At 70.3% G+C, this 14,510-nt stretch carries 17 protein-coding genes and 1 pseudogene; 4 read left to right on the forward strand and 14 right to left on the reverse strand.

The window, feature by feature from the left end:
- Positions 1-24: 24 nt before the first annotated feature.
- The 3 genes from ACFVJS_RS09655 to ACFVJS_RS09665 are packed head-to-tail and all read left to right on the forward strand — an operon-like array spanning position 25 to position 2,198.
- Entirely contained in the window at positions 25-273 is a 249-nt protein-coding gene (locus ACFVJS_RS09655) for a hypothetical protein (protein ID WP_378878822.1), read from the forward strand.
- Positions 270-671, forward strand: a complete 402-nt coding sequence (locus ACFVJS_RS09660) for a type II toxin-antitoxin system VapC family toxin (RefSeq protein ID WP_378878824.1) — start codon at positions 270-272, stop codon at positions 669-671. The genes ACFVJS_RS09655 and ACFVJS_RS09660 overlap by 4 nt, the downstream gene beginning before the upstream one ends.
- Before the next feature lie 57 nt (positions 672-728).
- Positions 729-2,198 carry an NCS2 family permease gene (locus tag ACFVJS_RS09665; RefSeq protein ID WP_378878826.1) on the forward strand — a complete coding sequence of 490 codons (1,470 nt, stop codon included), beginning with the start codon at positions 729-731 and terminating at the stop codon, positions 2,196-2,198.
- Between the two features lie 27 nt (positions 2,199-2,225).
- On the opposite strand, the gene ACFVJS_RS09670 is transcribed toward ACFVJS_RS09665, so the two are convergent.
- The 13 genes from ACFVJS_RS09670 to ACFVJS_RS09730 form a co-directional block, all read right to left on the reverse strand.
- Positions 2,226-3,251 carry an LLM class flavin-dependent oxidoreductase gene (locus ACFVJS_RS09670; protein WP_378878827.1) on the reverse strand — a complete coding sequence of 342 codons (1,026 nt, stop codon included), beginning with the start codon at positions 3,249-3,251 and terminating at the stop codon, positions 2,226-2,228.
- Between the two features lie 12 nt (positions 3,252-3,263).
- A complete protein-coding gene (locus ACFVJS_RS09675) occupies positions 3,264-4,016 on the reverse strand; it encodes an urease accessory protein UreD (RefSeq protein WP_378878828.1) in 753 nt (250 codons plus the stop codon).
- Positions 3,991-4,770 (reverse strand): urease accessory protein UreG, encoded by a 780-nt coding sequence (gene ureG, locus ACFVJS_RS09680; RefSeq protein WP_378878830.1) that lies wholly within the window; start codon positions 4,768-4,770, stop codon positions 3,991-3,993. The genes ACFVJS_RS09675 and ureG overlap by 26 nt, the downstream gene beginning before the upstream one ends.
- Positions 4,763-5,425, reverse strand: a complete 663-nt coding sequence (locus ACFVJS_RS09685; protein WP_378878832.1) for an urease accessory UreF family protein — start codon at positions 5,423-5,425, stop codon at positions 4,763-4,765. Before ACFVJS_RS09685 ends, ureG begins: the two co-directional genes overlap by 8 nt.
- A gap of 15 nt (positions 5,426-5,440) precedes the next feature.
- Complete coding sequence (locus ACFVJS_RS09690) at positions 5,441-7,135, reverse strand: urease subunit alpha (RefSeq protein ID WP_378878833.1); 1,695 nt, start codon at positions 7,133-7,135, stop codon at positions 5,441-5,443.
- Positions 7,136-7,137: 2 nt separating this feature from the next.
- Positions 7,138-7,458, reverse strand: coding sequence for an urease subunit beta (gene ureB / locus ACFVJS_RS09695; protein WP_378878834.1), 321 nt, complete (start codon positions 7,456-7,458; stop codon positions 7,138-7,140).
- 9 nt (positions 7,459-7,467) lie between these two features.
- Positions 7,468-7,770 carry an urease subunit gamma gene (locus tag ACFVJS_RS09700; RefSeq protein ID WP_378878836.1) on the reverse strand — a complete coding sequence of 101 codons (303 nt, stop codon included), beginning with the start codon at positions 7,768-7,770 and terminating at the stop codon, positions 7,468-7,470.
- 12 nt (positions 7,771-7,782) lie between these two features.
- A complete protein-coding gene (locus ACFVJS_RS09705) occupies positions 7,783-8,460 on the reverse strand; it encodes an ATP-binding cassette domain-containing protein (RefSeq protein WP_378878838.1) in 678 nt (225 codons plus the stop codon).
- The gene (gene urtD / locus ACFVJS_RS09710) at positions 8,460-9,221 is read right to left on the reverse strand and encodes an urea ABC transporter ATP-binding protein UrtD (RefSeq protein WP_378878840.1); all 762 of its coding nucleotides are present in this window, start codon (positions 9,219-9,221) and stop codon (positions 8,460-8,462) included. Before urtD ends, ACFVJS_RS09705 begins: the two co-directional genes overlap by 1 nt.
- Before the next feature lie 209 nt (positions 9,222-9,430).
- A complete protein-coding gene (urtC, locus tag ACFVJS_RS09715; protein WP_378878842.1) occupies positions 9,431-10,378 on the reverse strand; it encodes an urea ABC transporter permease subunit UrtC in 948 nt (315 codons plus the stop codon).
- Entirely contained in the window at positions 10,375-11,259 is an 885-nt protein-coding gene (gene urtB, locus ACFVJS_RS09720) for an urea ABC transporter permease subunit UrtB (RefSeq protein ID WP_378878844.1), read from the reverse strand. The genes urtC and urtB overlap by 4 nt, the downstream gene beginning before the upstream one ends.
- A gap of 4 nt (positions 11,260-11,263) precedes the next feature.
- Positions 11,264-12,505, reverse strand: coding sequence for an urea ABC transporter substrate-binding protein (gene urtA / locus ACFVJS_RS09725; RefSeq protein WP_378878846.1), 1,242 nt, complete (start codon positions 12,503-12,505; stop codon positions 11,264-11,266).
- A gap of 115 nt (positions 12,506-12,620) precedes the next feature.
- On the reverse strand, positions 12,621-13,031 hold the full coding sequence (locus ACFVJS_RS09730; protein ID WP_378878848.1) for a MarR family winged helix-turn-helix transcriptional regulator: 411 nt from the start codon (positions 13,029-13,031) through the stop codon (positions 12,621-12,623).
- Between the two features lie 96 nt (positions 13,032-13,127).
- Between ACFVJS_RS09730 and ACFVJS_RS09735 the strand changes: the two genes are divergently transcribed.
- On the forward strand, positions 13,128-14,246 hold the full coding sequence (locus ACFVJS_RS09735) for a substrate-binding domain-containing protein (RefSeq protein WP_378878850.1): 1,119 nt from the start codon (positions 13,128-13,130) through the stop codon (positions 14,244-14,246).
- Between the two features lie 31 nt (positions 14,247-14,277).
- Here ACFVJS_RS09735 and ACFVJS_RS09740 read toward each other — a convergent pair.
- Positions 14,278-14,510 (reverse strand): annotated as a pseudogene (locus ACFVJS_RS09740) (HNH endonuclease); the annotation flags it as partial.

Raw genomic sequence — 14,510 nt, forward strand, 5'->3', positions numbered from 1 at the left:
GCATCATGCACTCATAATGAGTGCATGGCCTATCTTCAGATCCGCGACATCCCCGATGACGTACGCGACGTCCTCGCCCAGCGCGCGAAGGATCGTGGGCAGTCGCTGAACTCCTACTTGCGCGACGTCGTCCTCCGGGAGGCGTCGTTCGCCAACAACCAGGCCCTGATCGATCATGTGGTCGCCAGCCGCGGCGACTCGAAGTTCACCACCGAGGATGTGCTCGCCGCCCGCGACACGGCCCGAGGCGAGCGCACCGAGGGCGCTGCGTGATCGTCCCCGACGCTTCCGCGGTCACGCTTCTCTTCGCAGACCCCGACGCCGACCCTCGGGTGAACGCCGCGACGAAACTCCTCGCCGACGATCCCGAATGGGTCGTCCCCGAGGTCTGGCGCACCGAGGTGCTCAGTGTCTTCCGCGGGCTTCACCTGGGCGGCAAGCTCACCAGCCAGGACGCGGAACGGGCGTTGCACTGGCTCCAGGCGATCACGGTGATCACCGCACCTACTGGCCCATGTCTGACGCGGATGTGGGAGCTGCGCAGCAACCTGTCAGCCTACGACGCCGGTTACGTCGCGGTTGCCGAATCGCACGACCTCACCCTCGTCACTGCCGACGTACGCATCGCGAAGGCGGGCGTCGCGCGCTGCCCGGTGAGAACGATCAACTGACATGTGATCGCCGCGGCCCGCGGGGACTGCTCCGACGGACCGTCACCATCTGCGAAGATGCGGGGCGTGAGCACTTCGACTCCGGCACGTCCTCATGCTCTTGACCGGTTCTTCCAGATCAGCGCGCGCGGCTCGACGGTCGGGCGCGAGGTCCGCGGTGGCGTGGTCACCTTCTTCACGATGGCCTACATCGTCGCCCTGAACCCGCTGATCCTGGGTTTCGCGGAGGACATGAACGGTGACCTCCTCGGTGGCACGAGCGGCGACAACCTGGCCGCGATCGCGGCCGGCACCGCGCTGGTGGCGGGTGTGATGACGATCCTGATGGGTCTCGTCGCCAACTACCCGCTGGCGCTGGCGACCGGGCTGGGGCTCAACGCGTTCGTGGCGTTCTCGATCGCGGGGCAGATGACCTGGGCCGACGCGATGGGGTTGGTGGTGATCGAGGGTCTGGTGATCCTCGTGCTGGTGCTCACCGGGTTCCGGGAGGCCGTCTTCCATGCCGTGCCGCGCGAGCTCAAGACCGCGATCTCGGTCGGTATCGGCCTGTTCATCGCGGTGATCGGCTTCGTCGACGCCGGGTTCGTACGCCGCATCCCCGACGCCGCGAACACCACCGTGCCGGTGCAGCTGGGCCCGACCGGGCAGCTCGCGGGCTGGCCGGTGCTGGTCTTCGTGATCGGCCTGGTCCTGATCATCACCCTGTGGGTGCGCAAGGTGCGCGGCGCGATCCTGATCTCGATCGCGGCGACCACGGTGCTGGCGATCATCGTCGAGGCCGTCGCGGACCTCGGCGCGGGCAGCGCGGAGAACCCGACCGGCTGGGCGCTCAACGTGCCGGCGATGCCCGACAAGATCATCGACTGGCCCTCGTTCGCGACCCTGGGCGAGTTCAACCTGCTCGGCTCCTTCGAGAACGTCGGCATCGTGACCGCGGTGCTGCTGATCTTCACGCTCATGCTCGCTGACTTCTTCGACACCATGGGCACGATGACCGCGATCGGCTCCGAGGCCGGGCTGCTGCGCGAGGACGGCACCCCGCCGCGTACGCGCTCGATCCTGGTCGTCGACTCGCTGGCCGCCGCGGCCGGTGGTGCCGGTGGTGTCTCCTCCAACACCTCCTACGTCGAGTCGGCCTCTGGCGTCGGCGAGGGCGCGCGGACCGGTCTGGCCGCGGTCGTGACCGGTGTGCTGTTCCTGCTCACCACGTTCCTGGCGCCGCTGGTCACCGTGATCCCCTCGGAGGCGGCCGTGCCCGCCCTGGTGCTGGTCGGCTTCCTGATGATGCAGCAGGTCAAGGACATCAACTGGGCCGACCCGGACATCGCCCTCCCGGCATTCCTGACGATCGCGCTGATGCCGTTCACCTATTCGATCTCGGTCGGTATCGGCGCCGGCTTCCTGGCCTACGTGCTCATCAAGATCGTGCGCGGCAAGGCCAGGTCCGTCCACCCGCTGATGTGGCTGGTCGCGGTCATGTTCGCCGTCTACTTCGCGATCCACCCGATCTCGAGCTGGCTGGGCTGATCGATCGGGCCGCGCCGGGGGACCGAGTCAGCCCAGCATGTCCTTGACGAGCGGCACGACCTGGGTGCCGTAGAGCTCGATCGAGCCCATCAGGTCCTCGTGACGCACCTGGCCCTGGTCGTACTTCAGGTCGAACCGGTCGACGCCGAGCACCTTGATGGTGCCGGCCAGCTTCCGGGCGACGGTCTCGGGCGAGCCGACGTAGAGGGAGCCGCCCTCGATCTCGCGCTCGAAGTCGCCGGGGCTCGGCGGCGGCCAGCCACGCTCGCGGCCGATCTGGGTGCGCATGGCCAGCCAGCCCTCGTAGACCGTCTCGCGGGCCTGCTCGTCCGTCGCGGCGACGAAGCCGGGCGAGTGGACGGCGACCCGCTTCCGCGGCACCCCGAACTCGTCCTGGGCGCGCTCGAAGAGGTCGATGTAGGGCGCGAACCGGTCGGCCGGTCCGCCGATGATGGCGAGGAAGAGGCCGAAGCCGTGGCGGGCGGTGCGTACGACCGACTCCGGGCTGCCGCCGACACCCACCCAGGCGGTCAGACCGTTCTCGGTGCGCGGGAAGACCTCCTGGTCGGTGAGCGCCGCACGGGTGCGGCCCTCCCAGGTGACCTTCTCCTCCTTCAGCAGCGCGGCGAGCAGGTCGAGGCGCTCCTCGAAGAGCTCCTCGTAGTCGGCCAGGTCGAAGCCGAACAGCGGGAACGACTCGGTGAACGAGCCGCGCCCGGCGACGATCTCGGCGCGGCCGCCGGACACCGCGTCGAGGGTGGCGAAACGCTCGAAGACCCTCACCGGGTCGTCGGAGCTGAGCACGGTGACCGCAGAGCCGAGGCGCAGCCGCTCGGTGCGGGAGGCGATGGCGGCGAGCACCATCTCCGGGCTGGAGACGGCGAAGTCACGGCGGTGATGCTCCCCCACCCCGAAGAAGTCGAGCCCGACCTGGTCGGCGAGCACCCCTTCCTCGACGATGTTGCGGATCACCTGCGCGTGGTGCTGCGGCTTGCCCTCGGCGTCGCGGGTGACCCCGCCGAAGGTGTCCAGGCCGAACTCGATCTCAGTCACGCCGTTGAAACCTCAACCAGTCGTGACGCATTCCCAGGGCTGTTCCGGGAGCTCATGGGTCTCGCTCGCCAGGTGGCGCCACAGCGTCCCGCCGTGCTCCAGGTCGAGCCGGCCGTCCGGGTAGGCGTCGGGCGACAGGTCGCACCCGAGCGCGGTGACCGATCCGAGCACCCGGTGGGGGCCGAGGAGCCCGGGGGCCAGCGAGCTCGCGTCCAGGTCGAGCGACTCGACCAGGAGGGGGCGGCCGTCGTGGTCGTGAGCCTCCCAGGTGGTGCTCACCCGGCCGGGGCGCTCGCCGTGGCGGCCGAGGACGATGGTCTCGCGCAGGGCGACCCTCGCCCCCGGGGCGAGGGTGATCCGGGTGTCGCGGGTGACGTCTGCGCCGGCGGAGACGACGAACGGCTCGCCGGGCCAGACCAGGGTCGCTCCCGCGGCCAGTGTGATCGTGACCGACCAGCTCGCCCGGCCGCCGTCCATGTCGTACGCCACCGTCCCGGCCGGCTCGACCAGGGTCAGGCTCGCGCCCTCCCCCACCTCGACCGCGACCATGATCTGGTCGCCGGCCAGGAGCATCGCGCCGTCGGGAACCAGCGAGATCCGCGCCGAGCGGGTGTCGCTGGCGAGCAGCATCGGGCGCAGCGCCGGCGCGGTCGCCGGACCGGCGACCTCGGTCTGCACCCGCACCCGGCCGCCGCCGACCGCCCCGACCCGCACCCGGGTCAGAGAGCCGTTGGCCAGCTCAGGCGTGCTGGTGGTCGTGGACATGCTCGGCGTCGTGCTCGGCGTCGTGCTCGTGGGTGTGGCTGGTGCCGTCGGCATGGAAGTGCGGCGCCATCGGACCCGGGTCGACCGGGACGAGGGACCCGCCGCGGTGGCGGGCGAGCTCGGACCTCACCCAGCCGATCAGCGCCTTCACCGACGCCGGGTCGGTGCGGGAGAGGGCGATGACCGGACGGCCCTCGCGCACCGACCCCGCGTCGGAGACCATCGCGGCCGGGTCGACACCGACGTACGGAGCCAGGTCGGTCTTGTTGACCACCAGCAGGTCGGCACGCTCGATGCCGGGACCACCCTTGCGGGCGACGTCGCCGCCACCGGCGACGTCGATCAGGAAGATCTGGGTGTCGACCAGCGCCGGGGAGAAGGTGGCGGTCAGGTTGTCGCCGCCCGACTCGACCAGGACCACGTCGAGGGGCGCGAACTCCTCCTCGAGCTCCTCGACGGCGATCAGGTTGGCGGTGACGTCGTCGCGGATGGCGGTGTGCGGGCAGGCGCCGGTCTCGACCGCCTTGATACGGGCCGGGTCGAGCACCCCGGCGGAGCGAAGGAAGCGGGCGTCCTCGTCGGTGTAGATGTCGTTGGTGACCACGCCGATCTCCAGGTCGGCGGAGAGCTCGCGGCACAGCAGCGCGATCAGCGAGCTCTTGCCGGTCCCGACGGGGCCGCACACCCCGATGCGCAGTCCCCTGCCGTCCGTCGTCCCATCCGTCGTCCCATCCTTCGTCACAGTTTCAGGCACTGAACAACCTCCTGGTCGTGTCGGCGTGGGCGAGCGCCCACAGGTCGAGCTGGGGCGCGCTGGGCGCCGGGATCTGGTGAGGGTCGGCGAGTGGCGCCACCTCGGTGGCGAGCCGTTCCGCATCGGGGAGCAGGTCACGCACCCACGAGGTGGCGTCGAGCGGGTCGAGAGGCAGCAGCTTGAGGGCTGCCGAGGCGACGGTCTGCAGGTCGTCGTACGCCACCAGCCGGCCGAGCGACGCCGGCGCGAGGCCACCGCTGGCGGCCGCCGCGGCCAGGACGAGCGGTCGGCAGGGCCGCTCGAGTTCGGCCACCTCGGCGACATGCGCCGACTCCGGGAACAGGCGCCTGACCAGCCGCAACAGCGCCCGGCCGAGGGTGCGCGAGGTGTCGCGCATCGGCGCTGCCGGGGTGCGGGCCGCCCAGGCCTCGGCAACGGGTGGCAACGGCAGGCCGGCGCGCAGCCGGTGCAGCGCCACCACCGCGGTGCCGGCCTCGACCCGCGCCACGCTGGCCAGTCGCGACCGCATGAAGACGGGCACCTGCTCAGCGGCCAGGCCGGAGCGTACGGCTGCCTCCAGCTGGCCGGACTGGGTGTGACCGGCGACCGGAAGCCGGGCGTCGGCCAGCAGCATCATGAGCAGCTCCTCGGACATCGCGCTCAGAACCGCTCAGAACATCGAGTAGAGCTGCGTCAGCGGCAGCTCGGTCGCGGGGGCGGGCTCGATCAGCTCGCCGTCGACATGGATGCGGAAGGTCTCGGGCTCGACCCGGATCTCGGGAGTCGCGGAGTTGTTGACCATGTCCGCCTTGCCGATGGCCCGGGTCGGCGCGATCCCGACCAGGCGGCGGCGCAGGCCGAGGCGTTCGGCGAGCCCGGCGTCGAGCGCGGCGGGCGCGACGAAGGTGACCGCATGGTCGGCCCCCGGGCCGACCAGCGTCGGTCGCATGAGCACCGGCTGCGGGGTCGGGATCGAGGCGTTCGGGTCGCCGAGGGCGCCCCAGACCAGCACGCCGGCCTTCATCACGACCTCGGGACGGATGCCGAAGAACCGCGGGTCCCACAGGACCAGGTCGGCCATCTTGCCGGGCTCCACCGAGCCGACCTCGGCGGCGACGCCGTGGGCGATGGCGGGGTTGATCGTGTACTTCGCGACGTACCTCTTCGCCCTCACGTTGTCGGCGGGACCGCCCAACGACCCGAGCCGGGCCTTCATCGCATGGGCGACCTGCCAGGTGCGGCAGACGACCTCGCCGATGCGGCCCATCGCCTGGGCGTCGGAGGAGGTGACCGACAGCGCGCCGAGATCGTGGAGCACGTCCTCCGCGGCGATGGTGGTCGCCCGGATCCGCGACTCGGCGAAGGCCAGGTCCTCGGGTACCCGGGGGTTGAGGTGGTGGCAGACCATCAGCATGTCGAGGTGCTCGGCGACGGTGTTGACGGTGTGCGGCAGGGTCGGGTTGGTCGAGCCGGGGATGACGTACGGCAGCGAGGCGACCGAGAGGATGTCGGGCGCATGCCCTCCCCCGGCGCCCTCGGCGTGGAAGGCGTGGATCGAGCGGCCGGCGATCGCGGAGACCGTCGACTCCAGGTAGCCAGCCTCGTTGAGCGAGTCGGAGTGCAGCGCGACCTGAAGGCCGTGCTCGTCAGCGGCACGGAGAGCCGCGTCGATGGCGGCCGGGGTCGATCCCCAGTCCTCGTGGACCTTGTAGGCCGCGGCCCCCGCCAGTGCCTGCTCGGCCAGCCCGGCGGCGGAGACGGTGTTGCCCTTGCCCATCAGCAGCAGGTTGACGGGCAGGTCGTCGAGGGCTCGGTGGATGGTCTCCAGGTGCCACGGCCCGGGGGTGACGGTGGTGGCCTTGGAGCCCTCCGAGGGCCCGGTGCCGCCCCCACCGATGGTCGTGATGCCGGTCGAGATCGCCTCGACGATCTGGGACCGGGAGAGGAGATGGACGTGGATGTCGATCGCCCCGGCGGTGAGGATCTTTCCCTCGCCGCTGACCACGTCGGTGCCCGGCCCGATGATCAGGTCGGGGTGGACGCCGTCGGCGATGTCGGGGTTGCCGGAGCGGCCCAGGGCGACGATCCGCCCGCCGCGGATCCCGACGTCGGCCCGGACGATGCCCCAGTGGTCGAGCACGACGGCGTTGGTGATCACCGTGTCGAGAGCGCCCTCGGCCCGGGGCACCGTGGACTGGTTCATCGACTCGCGGATCGACTTGCCACCACCGAAGACCGACTCCTCGCCTCCCGCGGTCAGGTCGTCCTCGACCTCGATCCACAGGTCGGTGTCACCGAGCCGCACCTGGTCACCGGTCGTGGGACCGTAGAGCGCGGCGTACTCGGTCCTGCTGATCTCCACCATGCTCAGGCCCCCTTGATCTGGATGCCAGGCACGACCCGGGCGCCCTTGAACGCCACGATCGCGACCTCCCGGGACGCACCCGGCTCGAACCGGCGCGAGGTGCCGGCGGGGATGTCGAGCCGGAACCCCTCGGCCGCCTCACGGTCGAAGGCGAGCGCCGAGTTCACCTCGGGGAAGTGGATGTGGGAGCCGATCTGGACCGGCCGGTCGCCGGTGTTGAGGACGACCAACGTACGCCGCTCCGCCTCGCTCCGATCGGCGTTGAGGTGGATGGTCCCCTCGGCGACGCGTACGGCTCCGGGTCCTCTGGACTGCACAGACATGGGGCCTCCTCAGGCGATGGGCTGGTGGATGGTGACGAGCTTGCGGCCGTCGGGGAAGGTCGCCTCGACCTGCACCTCGACGAGCATGTCGACCACGTCGGGCATGACCTGGTCTCGGGTCAGCACGGTGCGACCGCGCGTCATCAGGTCGGAGACCGAGGCGCCCTCGCGGGCGCGCTCGATCACCCAGGTGGACAGCAGAGCGACCGACTCGGGGTAGTTGAGCAGCACCCCGCGGGCGAGCCGGTCGCGCGCGACCATCCCGGCCACGGACAGCAGCAGCTTCTCGGTGTCGGACGGGGTCAGATGCATCTGTGGATCCTTCTAGACGGCCAGCTGTGATCGGACGTGCTCGTGCGCCCCGGAACCGCCGTCACCGCTCGCGGTGATCCGGCCGGACTCGAGGATGTAGTAGGCAGAGGCCGTACGCAGCGCGAACCCGACGTGCTGCTCGACCAGCAGCACGGTGAGATCACCGCGTCCGGTCAGCTCGGAGATCACCCGCTCGATCTCGGCGACCACGTTGGGCTGGATGCCCTCGGTCGGCTCGTCGAGGATGAGCAGCCTCGGCCTGGTCAGCAGCGTACGCGCGATCGAGAGCTGCTGGCGCTGACCGCCGGAGAGCAGCCCGGCGCGTCGGCCGAGCAGGTCCTTCAGCGCCGGGAACAGGTCGAGCATCTCGCTGATCCCGGCCCGGTTGCCGACGAGCTGGAGGTTCTCCAGCGCCGTCATGTCGCCGAAGCTCTGCTGCCCCTGAGGCACGTAGCCCAGACCGCGCTTCACCCGCGCGCTCGGTCGCAGCGCGGTGACGTCCTCGCCGTCGAGCAGCACCCGCCCGCTCTTGGGCCGGACGAGTCCGGCCGCGGCCTTGAGCAGGGTCGTCTTGCCTGCACCGTTGTGCCCCATCAGCGCCACCGCGGCGCCGGCGGGGACCTCCAGGCTGACGTCGTGGAGCACCGTGGTGCGGCCGTAGCCGCCGGTGACCGACTCGATCCTCAGCATCAGGCGTCCTCCCCGGTCGTCGTCTCGGTCACCGCGGCGACCGTGTCGCCCAGGTAGACCCGCTGCACCTCGGCGTCCTCCCGGATCTCGGCGGCGGTGCCCTCCGCGATCACCTTCCCGGCGTGCAGGACGGTGACGACGTCGGCGAACCGGCGGACGAAGTCCATGTCGTGCTCGATCACCACGACGGTCCGCCCGGGGCTGATCCGCCGCAGCAGCTCGCCGGTCTCCTCGCGCTCCTCGGCCGACATCCCGGCCACCGGCTCGTCGAGCAGCATCACCGAGGAGTCCTGCACCAGCAGCATGCCGATCTCCAGCCACTGCTTCTGCCCGTGCGAGAGCACCCCGGCCGGCCGCTCCGCCAGCTCGGTGAGCCCCACCGTCTCCAGGACCTCGGCGACCCGCTCGGGCGTGCCCCGCCGCGGCAGCATCAGCCGCCACCGCGCCCGATGCACTCCGGCGGCGATGTCGAGATTCTGCAGGACGCTCAGCTCCTCGAAGACCGTGGCGGTCTGGAACGTACGTCCCACGCCGAGGCGGGTGATCCGGTGCGATGCCAGAGCAAGCAGATCTCGTGTGCGATAACGCGCCTCACCACTCCCCTTCGCCAGGCCGGTCAGGGCATCCACCAGCGTCGTCTTCCCAGCGCCGTTGGGGCCGATCAGGAAGTGCAGCCGGCCGGGCTCGAGGGTCAGGGACACCCCGTCGATCGCGACGAACCCGTCGAACTCGACCCTCAGGTCGCTCACCGTCAGGGTCATCGCGCCGCCGCCTCCTCGGATGCTGACCGAGGCGACGTCCCGAGCTTGTCGAGGGGTACCTCGGTCTCGCCTTGCTTCCCTCGTGGAACTCCACGAAGGAGGTGATCGCTCGCCGAGTCACCTCGGTGAGCATTCAGCCGGCCGACGAGCCCCAACAGCTGCGCCAGCCCACCCGGCAACAGCAGGATGACCAGCACGAACAGCGCCCCCTAGAAGTAGGACCACGAACCCGGGAAGGCCTCGGAGAGCGAGGTCTCGGCATAGCCGACCAGGAGCGCGCCGACGGCCGGGCCGAGCAACGAGGCACGCCCGCCCAGCGCCACCCCGGCGAGCAGCCCGATGGAGGCGACCACGCCGACGTCGTCGGGAGAGACGATCCCGGCGATCGGCACGAAGAGCGCCCCGCCGATCGAGGCCAGGACGGCCGCGATGACGTACGCCGCCAGCTTCACGTTGGCCGGGTCGGTGCCGAGGAAGCGGACCCGCGCCTCGCCGTCACGGACCGCGACCAGCAGCTCGCCGAAGCGGGTGCGGTAGAGCCACGCCATCGCCAGGATCGAGACCAGCAGGATCCCGGCAGCGATGAAGTAGAGCATCCGCTTGTTGGCAGGGTCGAACAGGGCGTACCCGAAGAAGCCCTGGAAGTTGTTGAGCCCGTTGGCGCCGCCGGTGGTCTTCACCTGACCGACGAGCAGGATCGCGAAGGCCGCCGCCAGCGCCTGCGACAGGATGGCGAAGTACGCCCCCTTGATCCGTCGCTTGAACACAGCCAGCCCCAGCAGACCCGCGACGAGTGCCGGCAGGACGAGGATGACGACGACCGTGAGGCCGCCGCTGCGCAGCGGCTCCCACCATCCCGGCACCGTGGCGTCGCCGTAGAGCGCCATGAAGTCCGGCACCCCGCCCGGACCGGCGTCGGCGAGCTTGAGGTGCATCGCCATCGCGTAGGCGCCGATGCCGAAGTAGAGCCCCTGGCCGAGCACCAGCATCCCGCCACGACCCCAGGCCAGGCCGATGCCGACCGCGGCGATGGCGTAGCAGCAGTACTTGGCCAGCAGACCGAGCCGGAAGTCCGACAACACCGCCGGGGCGAGGACGAGCAGGGCGACGGCGAGCAGCAGCCAACCGACGTACGGGGAGAGCTTCTTCACGCTCATGCCAGGCTCCTGGTCCGGATCGAGAGGATGCCCTGCGGACGCACCTGCAAGAAGGCGACGATCGCGAGGAAGACGATCACCTGGGCGACCGAGCCGGTCAGGGCATGCGCGAAGAACGCCTGCAGCAGGCCGATCCCGAGAGCCGCCACGATGGTGCCCTTGAGGTGGCCGATGCCACCGACCACGACCACCAGGAACGCCTGCACGATGTAGGACGTGCCGAGGTTCGGGCCGGTCGAGCCGAGCAGCGTGAGGGCCACCCCGGCGACGCCGGCCAGGCCGGAGCCGATGAAGAAGGTGGCCTGGTCGGTGCGCCGGGTCGAGATGCCGATGGTCTCGGCGAGGTCCCGGTTGCCGACGGTCGCCCGGATCTGCCGCCCGAGGGCGGTGAACCGGAGCACGGCCAGCAGCGCCGCCACGCAGAGCGCGGCGAGGACGAGGATGAAGAGCCTGGTCAGCGGGAAGTCGTAGCCGAGGATCGGGATCGAGCCGTCGAGCCAGCCCGGCGCGGGCACCTCCTTGGCCGGAGCCCCGAAGATGTCGCGCGCGACCTGCTGCAGGACCAGACCCACGCCGTAGGTGACCAGCAGCGTGTCCAGCGGACGGGCGTACATCCACCGCAGCACGCTCGCCTCGAGCGCCAGCCCGAGCAGGCCGCCGATCACGAACCCCGCGGGGAGCGCGATCAGCAGGCTGAGCTCGGTGCTGGCGACGATGGTCGAGACGACGTACGCGGTGTACGCGCCGGCCATGATGAACTCGCCGTGGGCCATGTTGATCACGCCCATCTGACCGAAGGTCAGGGTGAGCCCGAGGGCGATGAGGAGCAGGACCGCACCGGCGGAGACGCCGGTGAAGACCTGGGCGAGCAGCGCGTCCAACGGGCTAGTTCTTCCACCAGTCGTAGGACTTCAGGTACGGGTCCGGCTCGATCGGCTCGTCGCTGGACCAGACCGTGTCGATCAGGCCCTCGGAGTTCACCTGGCCGATGAGCGCGGTCTTGGCGATGTGGTGGTTCTCGCCGTTGACCTCGACGGTGCCCTCGGGCGCGTCGTAGGTGACGCCGTCGGCGGCGTCGATGACGTCCTCGACCGCGAACGAGTCGGCCTTCTCGACCATGCCCTTCCACAGGTACAGCGAGGTGTAGGCCGCCTCCATCGGGTCGGAGGTCACCGCCTTGGCGCCGTTGGCGGCCTTGAAGTCGGTCACGAACTTCTGGTTCGCCGGACTGGCGATGGTCTGGTAGTAGTTCCAGGCGGTGTACTGCCCCTCGAGGTTGCCCACACCGACGCCCGGCACCTCCTCCTCGGCGATGGAGACCGAGAGCACCGGCATCGCCGAGGCGGTCAGGCCCTTGCCCTTGTACTCCTTGAAGAAGGCCACGTTGGAGTCGCCGTTGAGGGTGTTGAAGACCGCGTCCGCACCGGCGGCCTTGACCTTGTCGACGACGGTGCCGAAGTCGGTCGAGCCCAGGGGCTGGTACTCCTCACCGAGGACCTCGATGCCGTTGGCGGCGGCGTACTGCTTGATGATCTTGTTCGCCGTGCGCGGGAAGACGTAGTCGGAGCCGACCAGGAAGATCGACTCGATCTTCTTCTCCTGCTTGAGGAAGTCGAGGGCGGGGATGATCTGCTGGTTGGTGGTCGCACCGGTGTAGAAGATGTTGTGCGAGGACTCCAGGCCCTCGTACTGCACCGGGTAGAAGAGCAGCGCGTCGTTGCCCTCGAAGACCGGCAGCATCGCCTTGCGCGAGCTGGAGGTCCAGCCCCCGAAGACAGCCGCGACGCAGTCGTCCTGGATCAGCTTGGTCGCCTTCTCGGCGAAGACGGTCGGCTCGGACTGGCCGTCCTCGCTGACGATCTCGAGCTTCTTGCCGAGCACGCCGCCGTCGGCGTTGATCTCCTCGGCCGCCATGGACAGGGACTTGAAGACGGTCGTCTCGCTGATCGCCATCGTCCCCGACAGGGAGTTGAGGAAACCGATCTTGACGGTGTCGCCGCTGGTGTCGACGCAGCTCTCGCTGCTCGCGGAGTCACCGGTCTTCGCGCCGCCGCACGCGGTCGCGGTCAGGCCCAGAGCGAGCACCGAGCTGGCCGCGAGGACGCGGCTCGAGAATTTCGTACGCACGGGATGGGGGTCCTTCCATCGGACAATTGCTCTCGAATGGAAGGAATCTAGGGACGGCTTGTTTCGCCGATGTGTCGGACCCGGCGAGGATTTGTTTCCAGACGGAAACGTCTTCTCAAAGGTTGTCGAGGACCGTCCGGAGATCGCGGACGACGTCGGCGACGGCGTCGGTCTGCTGGCGGGTCCGGATCTCGCGAGCGGCCGAGGCACCCACCGGTGAGAGCGCGACGACAGCGCGACGCTTGTCCTCGGCGTGGACCTTGCGCAGCACCAGCCCACGCTCGGCGAGCCGGTCGACGTGACGGGTCAGCGTGCCGGCCGGGAGCGCGGCGCCGTCGGCGAGCCGCGTCATCGTCTGGCCGGGCTCGTCGAGCAGCACGCTGAGGATGCGCCACTGCTCCGCGGTGAGGTCGAAGTCGGCGTACGCCTCGGCGAGCGCGCGCTCGACCCGGCGCTGCGCACGGGCGAGCAGCACGGCAAGGTCCGAACAGCGCAGATCCGTGCCGGCCGTCTCGGCAACCTCCATGACGTCCTCCCCGCGATCGCTGTCTGCCGTACCCTAACCACCCAACGGCTCAATGGTGAGTCATCAGGACAACATTCCGTTCGGGAGCAGGTGTCGATGACCCCACCGTCGTTCACCCCGTCCTCCCATGCCCTGCTGGGCCTCGCGCCCCGCCCGCCGGAGGCGGTCTCGATCGCATTCGTGGTGCCGATGCGGGGACCGACCGGGATCTACGGTCCCGGCTGCCTGGCGTGCGGCGAGCTGGCCGCCGAGGAGCTCAACACCGGTGGCGGCATCGCCGGACGGCCGGTCGAGCTGGTGGCGGTCGACGCCGGGCGCGCGCCGACGGAGGTCGCCGCCGAGGTGGCCCGGCTCGTCGAGCTCGGCCGGGTCGACGCCATCGCCGGCTGGCACATCTCGGCGGTCCGCCAGGCCATCACCGCCCGGGTGGGCGGCCGGTCGCTCTATGCCTTCGCGGCCATGCACGAGGGCGGCGACGACACCCCCGGCGTCTTCATGATCGGCGAGCGCCCGGTCAACCAGCTGCTCCCGGCCGCCGCCTGGATGCAGGCCAACCACGGCGTCTCCCGCTGGGCCGTCGTCGGCAACGACTACGTCTTCCCACGGGTCACCGGCTCGACCGCCCGCGCCGCGCTGCGCGGCTCGCTCTCGGAGGTCGTGAGCGAGACGTACGTCCCGCTGGGGACGCGCGACTTCGCCGGCGTGCTGCGCAGCCTCGACGGCGGTGAGCAGGACGGGGTGATCATGCTGCTGATGGGGCAGGACGCGGTGCACTTCAACCGCCAGTTCGCCGCCGCCGGGTTGAGCTCGTCCCTGACCCGGCTGAGCCCCGCGGTCGAGGAGAACACCCTGCTCGCGGGCGGCGCCGGCGCCAACGCCAACGTCTTCGCCGCCGCTGCCTACTTCGACGGCCTCACCACCCCCGAGTCGGCCGGCCTGGCCGAGCGCTACTACCGCCGCTTCGGCGAGTACGCGCCCTCCCTGAACGCCGTCGGCGAGTCCTGCTACGAGTCGCTGATGTTCCTGCGCCAGGTCGGCGACGCCTGCGGCTCCCTCGAGGTCGAGCCCGCCCTGCGTCTCGCCGAGCGCCACACCTACTCCAGCCCCCGCGGCCTGATGCGGATGCACGGCAACCTCGTGGACCAAGACGTCTACATCGCCGCCGCCGACGGCCTCCGCTTCGAGATCCAGGAGCAGATCGCGTACGCCTCCTAGCGCGGTTCGCGCGCCTGACCGAGGCCGTGGGTCAGGCAGCCAGGGTGTGGTCGAGCAGCACGTCGCGCAGCGTGAACTCTGCCCGCGACAGTGGCGGTGGGTCTTGGCCCCAGGTGTCGGGTGGTGGGCTGGTGTAGGCGTGGCCAGTGGGTGTGATGGTGGTGATGGAGCCGTCGGGTCCGGGTCTGGCTTGCCAGCCGTGGGCTTCTTTGGCTTGGTTGCAGCGTTCGCACAACCCTTGGAGGTTCTCGGCGTTGGTGGTTC

The organism is Nocardioides sp. NPDC057772 (genome assembly GCF_042798075.1).
Lineage (GTDB): Bacteria > Actinomycetota > Actinomycetes > Propionibacteriales > Nocardioidaceae > Nocardioides.

What these genes read in the sequence shown, in the direction of transcription:
- ACFVJS_RS09655 (WP_378878822.1), top strand. Translation starts at nt 25, where the DNA reads ATGGCCTATCTTCAGATCCGCGACATCCCCGATGACGTACGCGACGTC.
- ACFVJS_RS09665 (WP_378878826.1), top strand. Translation starts at nt 729, where the DNA reads ATGCGGGGCGTGAGCACTTCGACTCCGGCACGTCCTCATGCTCTTGAC.
- ACFVJS_RS09675 (WP_378878828.1), bottom strand. Translation starts at nt 4,016, where the DNA reads ATGTCCACGACCACCAGCACGCCTGAGCTGGCCAACGGCTCTCTGACC.
- ACFVJS_RS09685 (WP_378878832.1), bottom strand. Translation starts at nt 5,425, where the DNA reads ATGTCCGAGGAGCTGCTCATGATGCTGCTGGCCGACGCCCGGCTTCCG.
- ACFVJS_RS09690 (WP_378878833.1), bottom strand. Translation starts at nt 7,135, where the DNA reads ATGGTGGAGATCAGCAGGACCGAGTACGCCGCGCTCTACGGTCCCACG.
- ureB (WP_378878834.1), bottom strand. Translation starts at nt 7,458, where the DNA reads ATGTCTGTGCAGTCCAGAGGACCCGGAGCCGTACGCGTCGCCGAGGGG.
- ACFVJS_RS09700 (WP_378878836.1), bottom strand. Translation starts at nt 7,770, where the DNA reads ATGCATCTGACCCCGTCCGACACCGAGAAGCTGCTGCTGTCCGTGGCC.
- ACFVJS_RS09705 (WP_378878838.1), bottom strand. Translation starts at nt 8,460, where the DNA reads ATGCTGAGGATCGAGTCGGTCACCGGCGGCTACGGCCGCACCACGGTG.
- urtD (WP_378878840.1), bottom strand. Translation starts at nt 9,221, where the DNA reads ATGACCCTGACGGTGAGCGACCTGAGGGTCGAGTTCGACGGGTTCGTC.
- urtC (WP_378878842.1), bottom strand. Translation starts at nt 10,378, where the DNA reads ATGAGCGTGAAGAAGCTCTCCCCGTACGTCGGTTGGCTGCTGCTCGCC.
- ACFVJS_RS09730 (WP_378878848.1), bottom strand. Translation starts at nt 13,031, where the DNA reads ATGGAGGTTGCCGAGACGGCCGGCACGGATCTGCGCTGTTCGGACCTT.
- ACFVJS_RS09735 (WP_378878850.1), top strand. Translation starts at nt 13,128, where the DNA reads ATGACCCCACCGTCGTTCACCCCGTCCTCCCATGCCCTGCTGGGCCTC.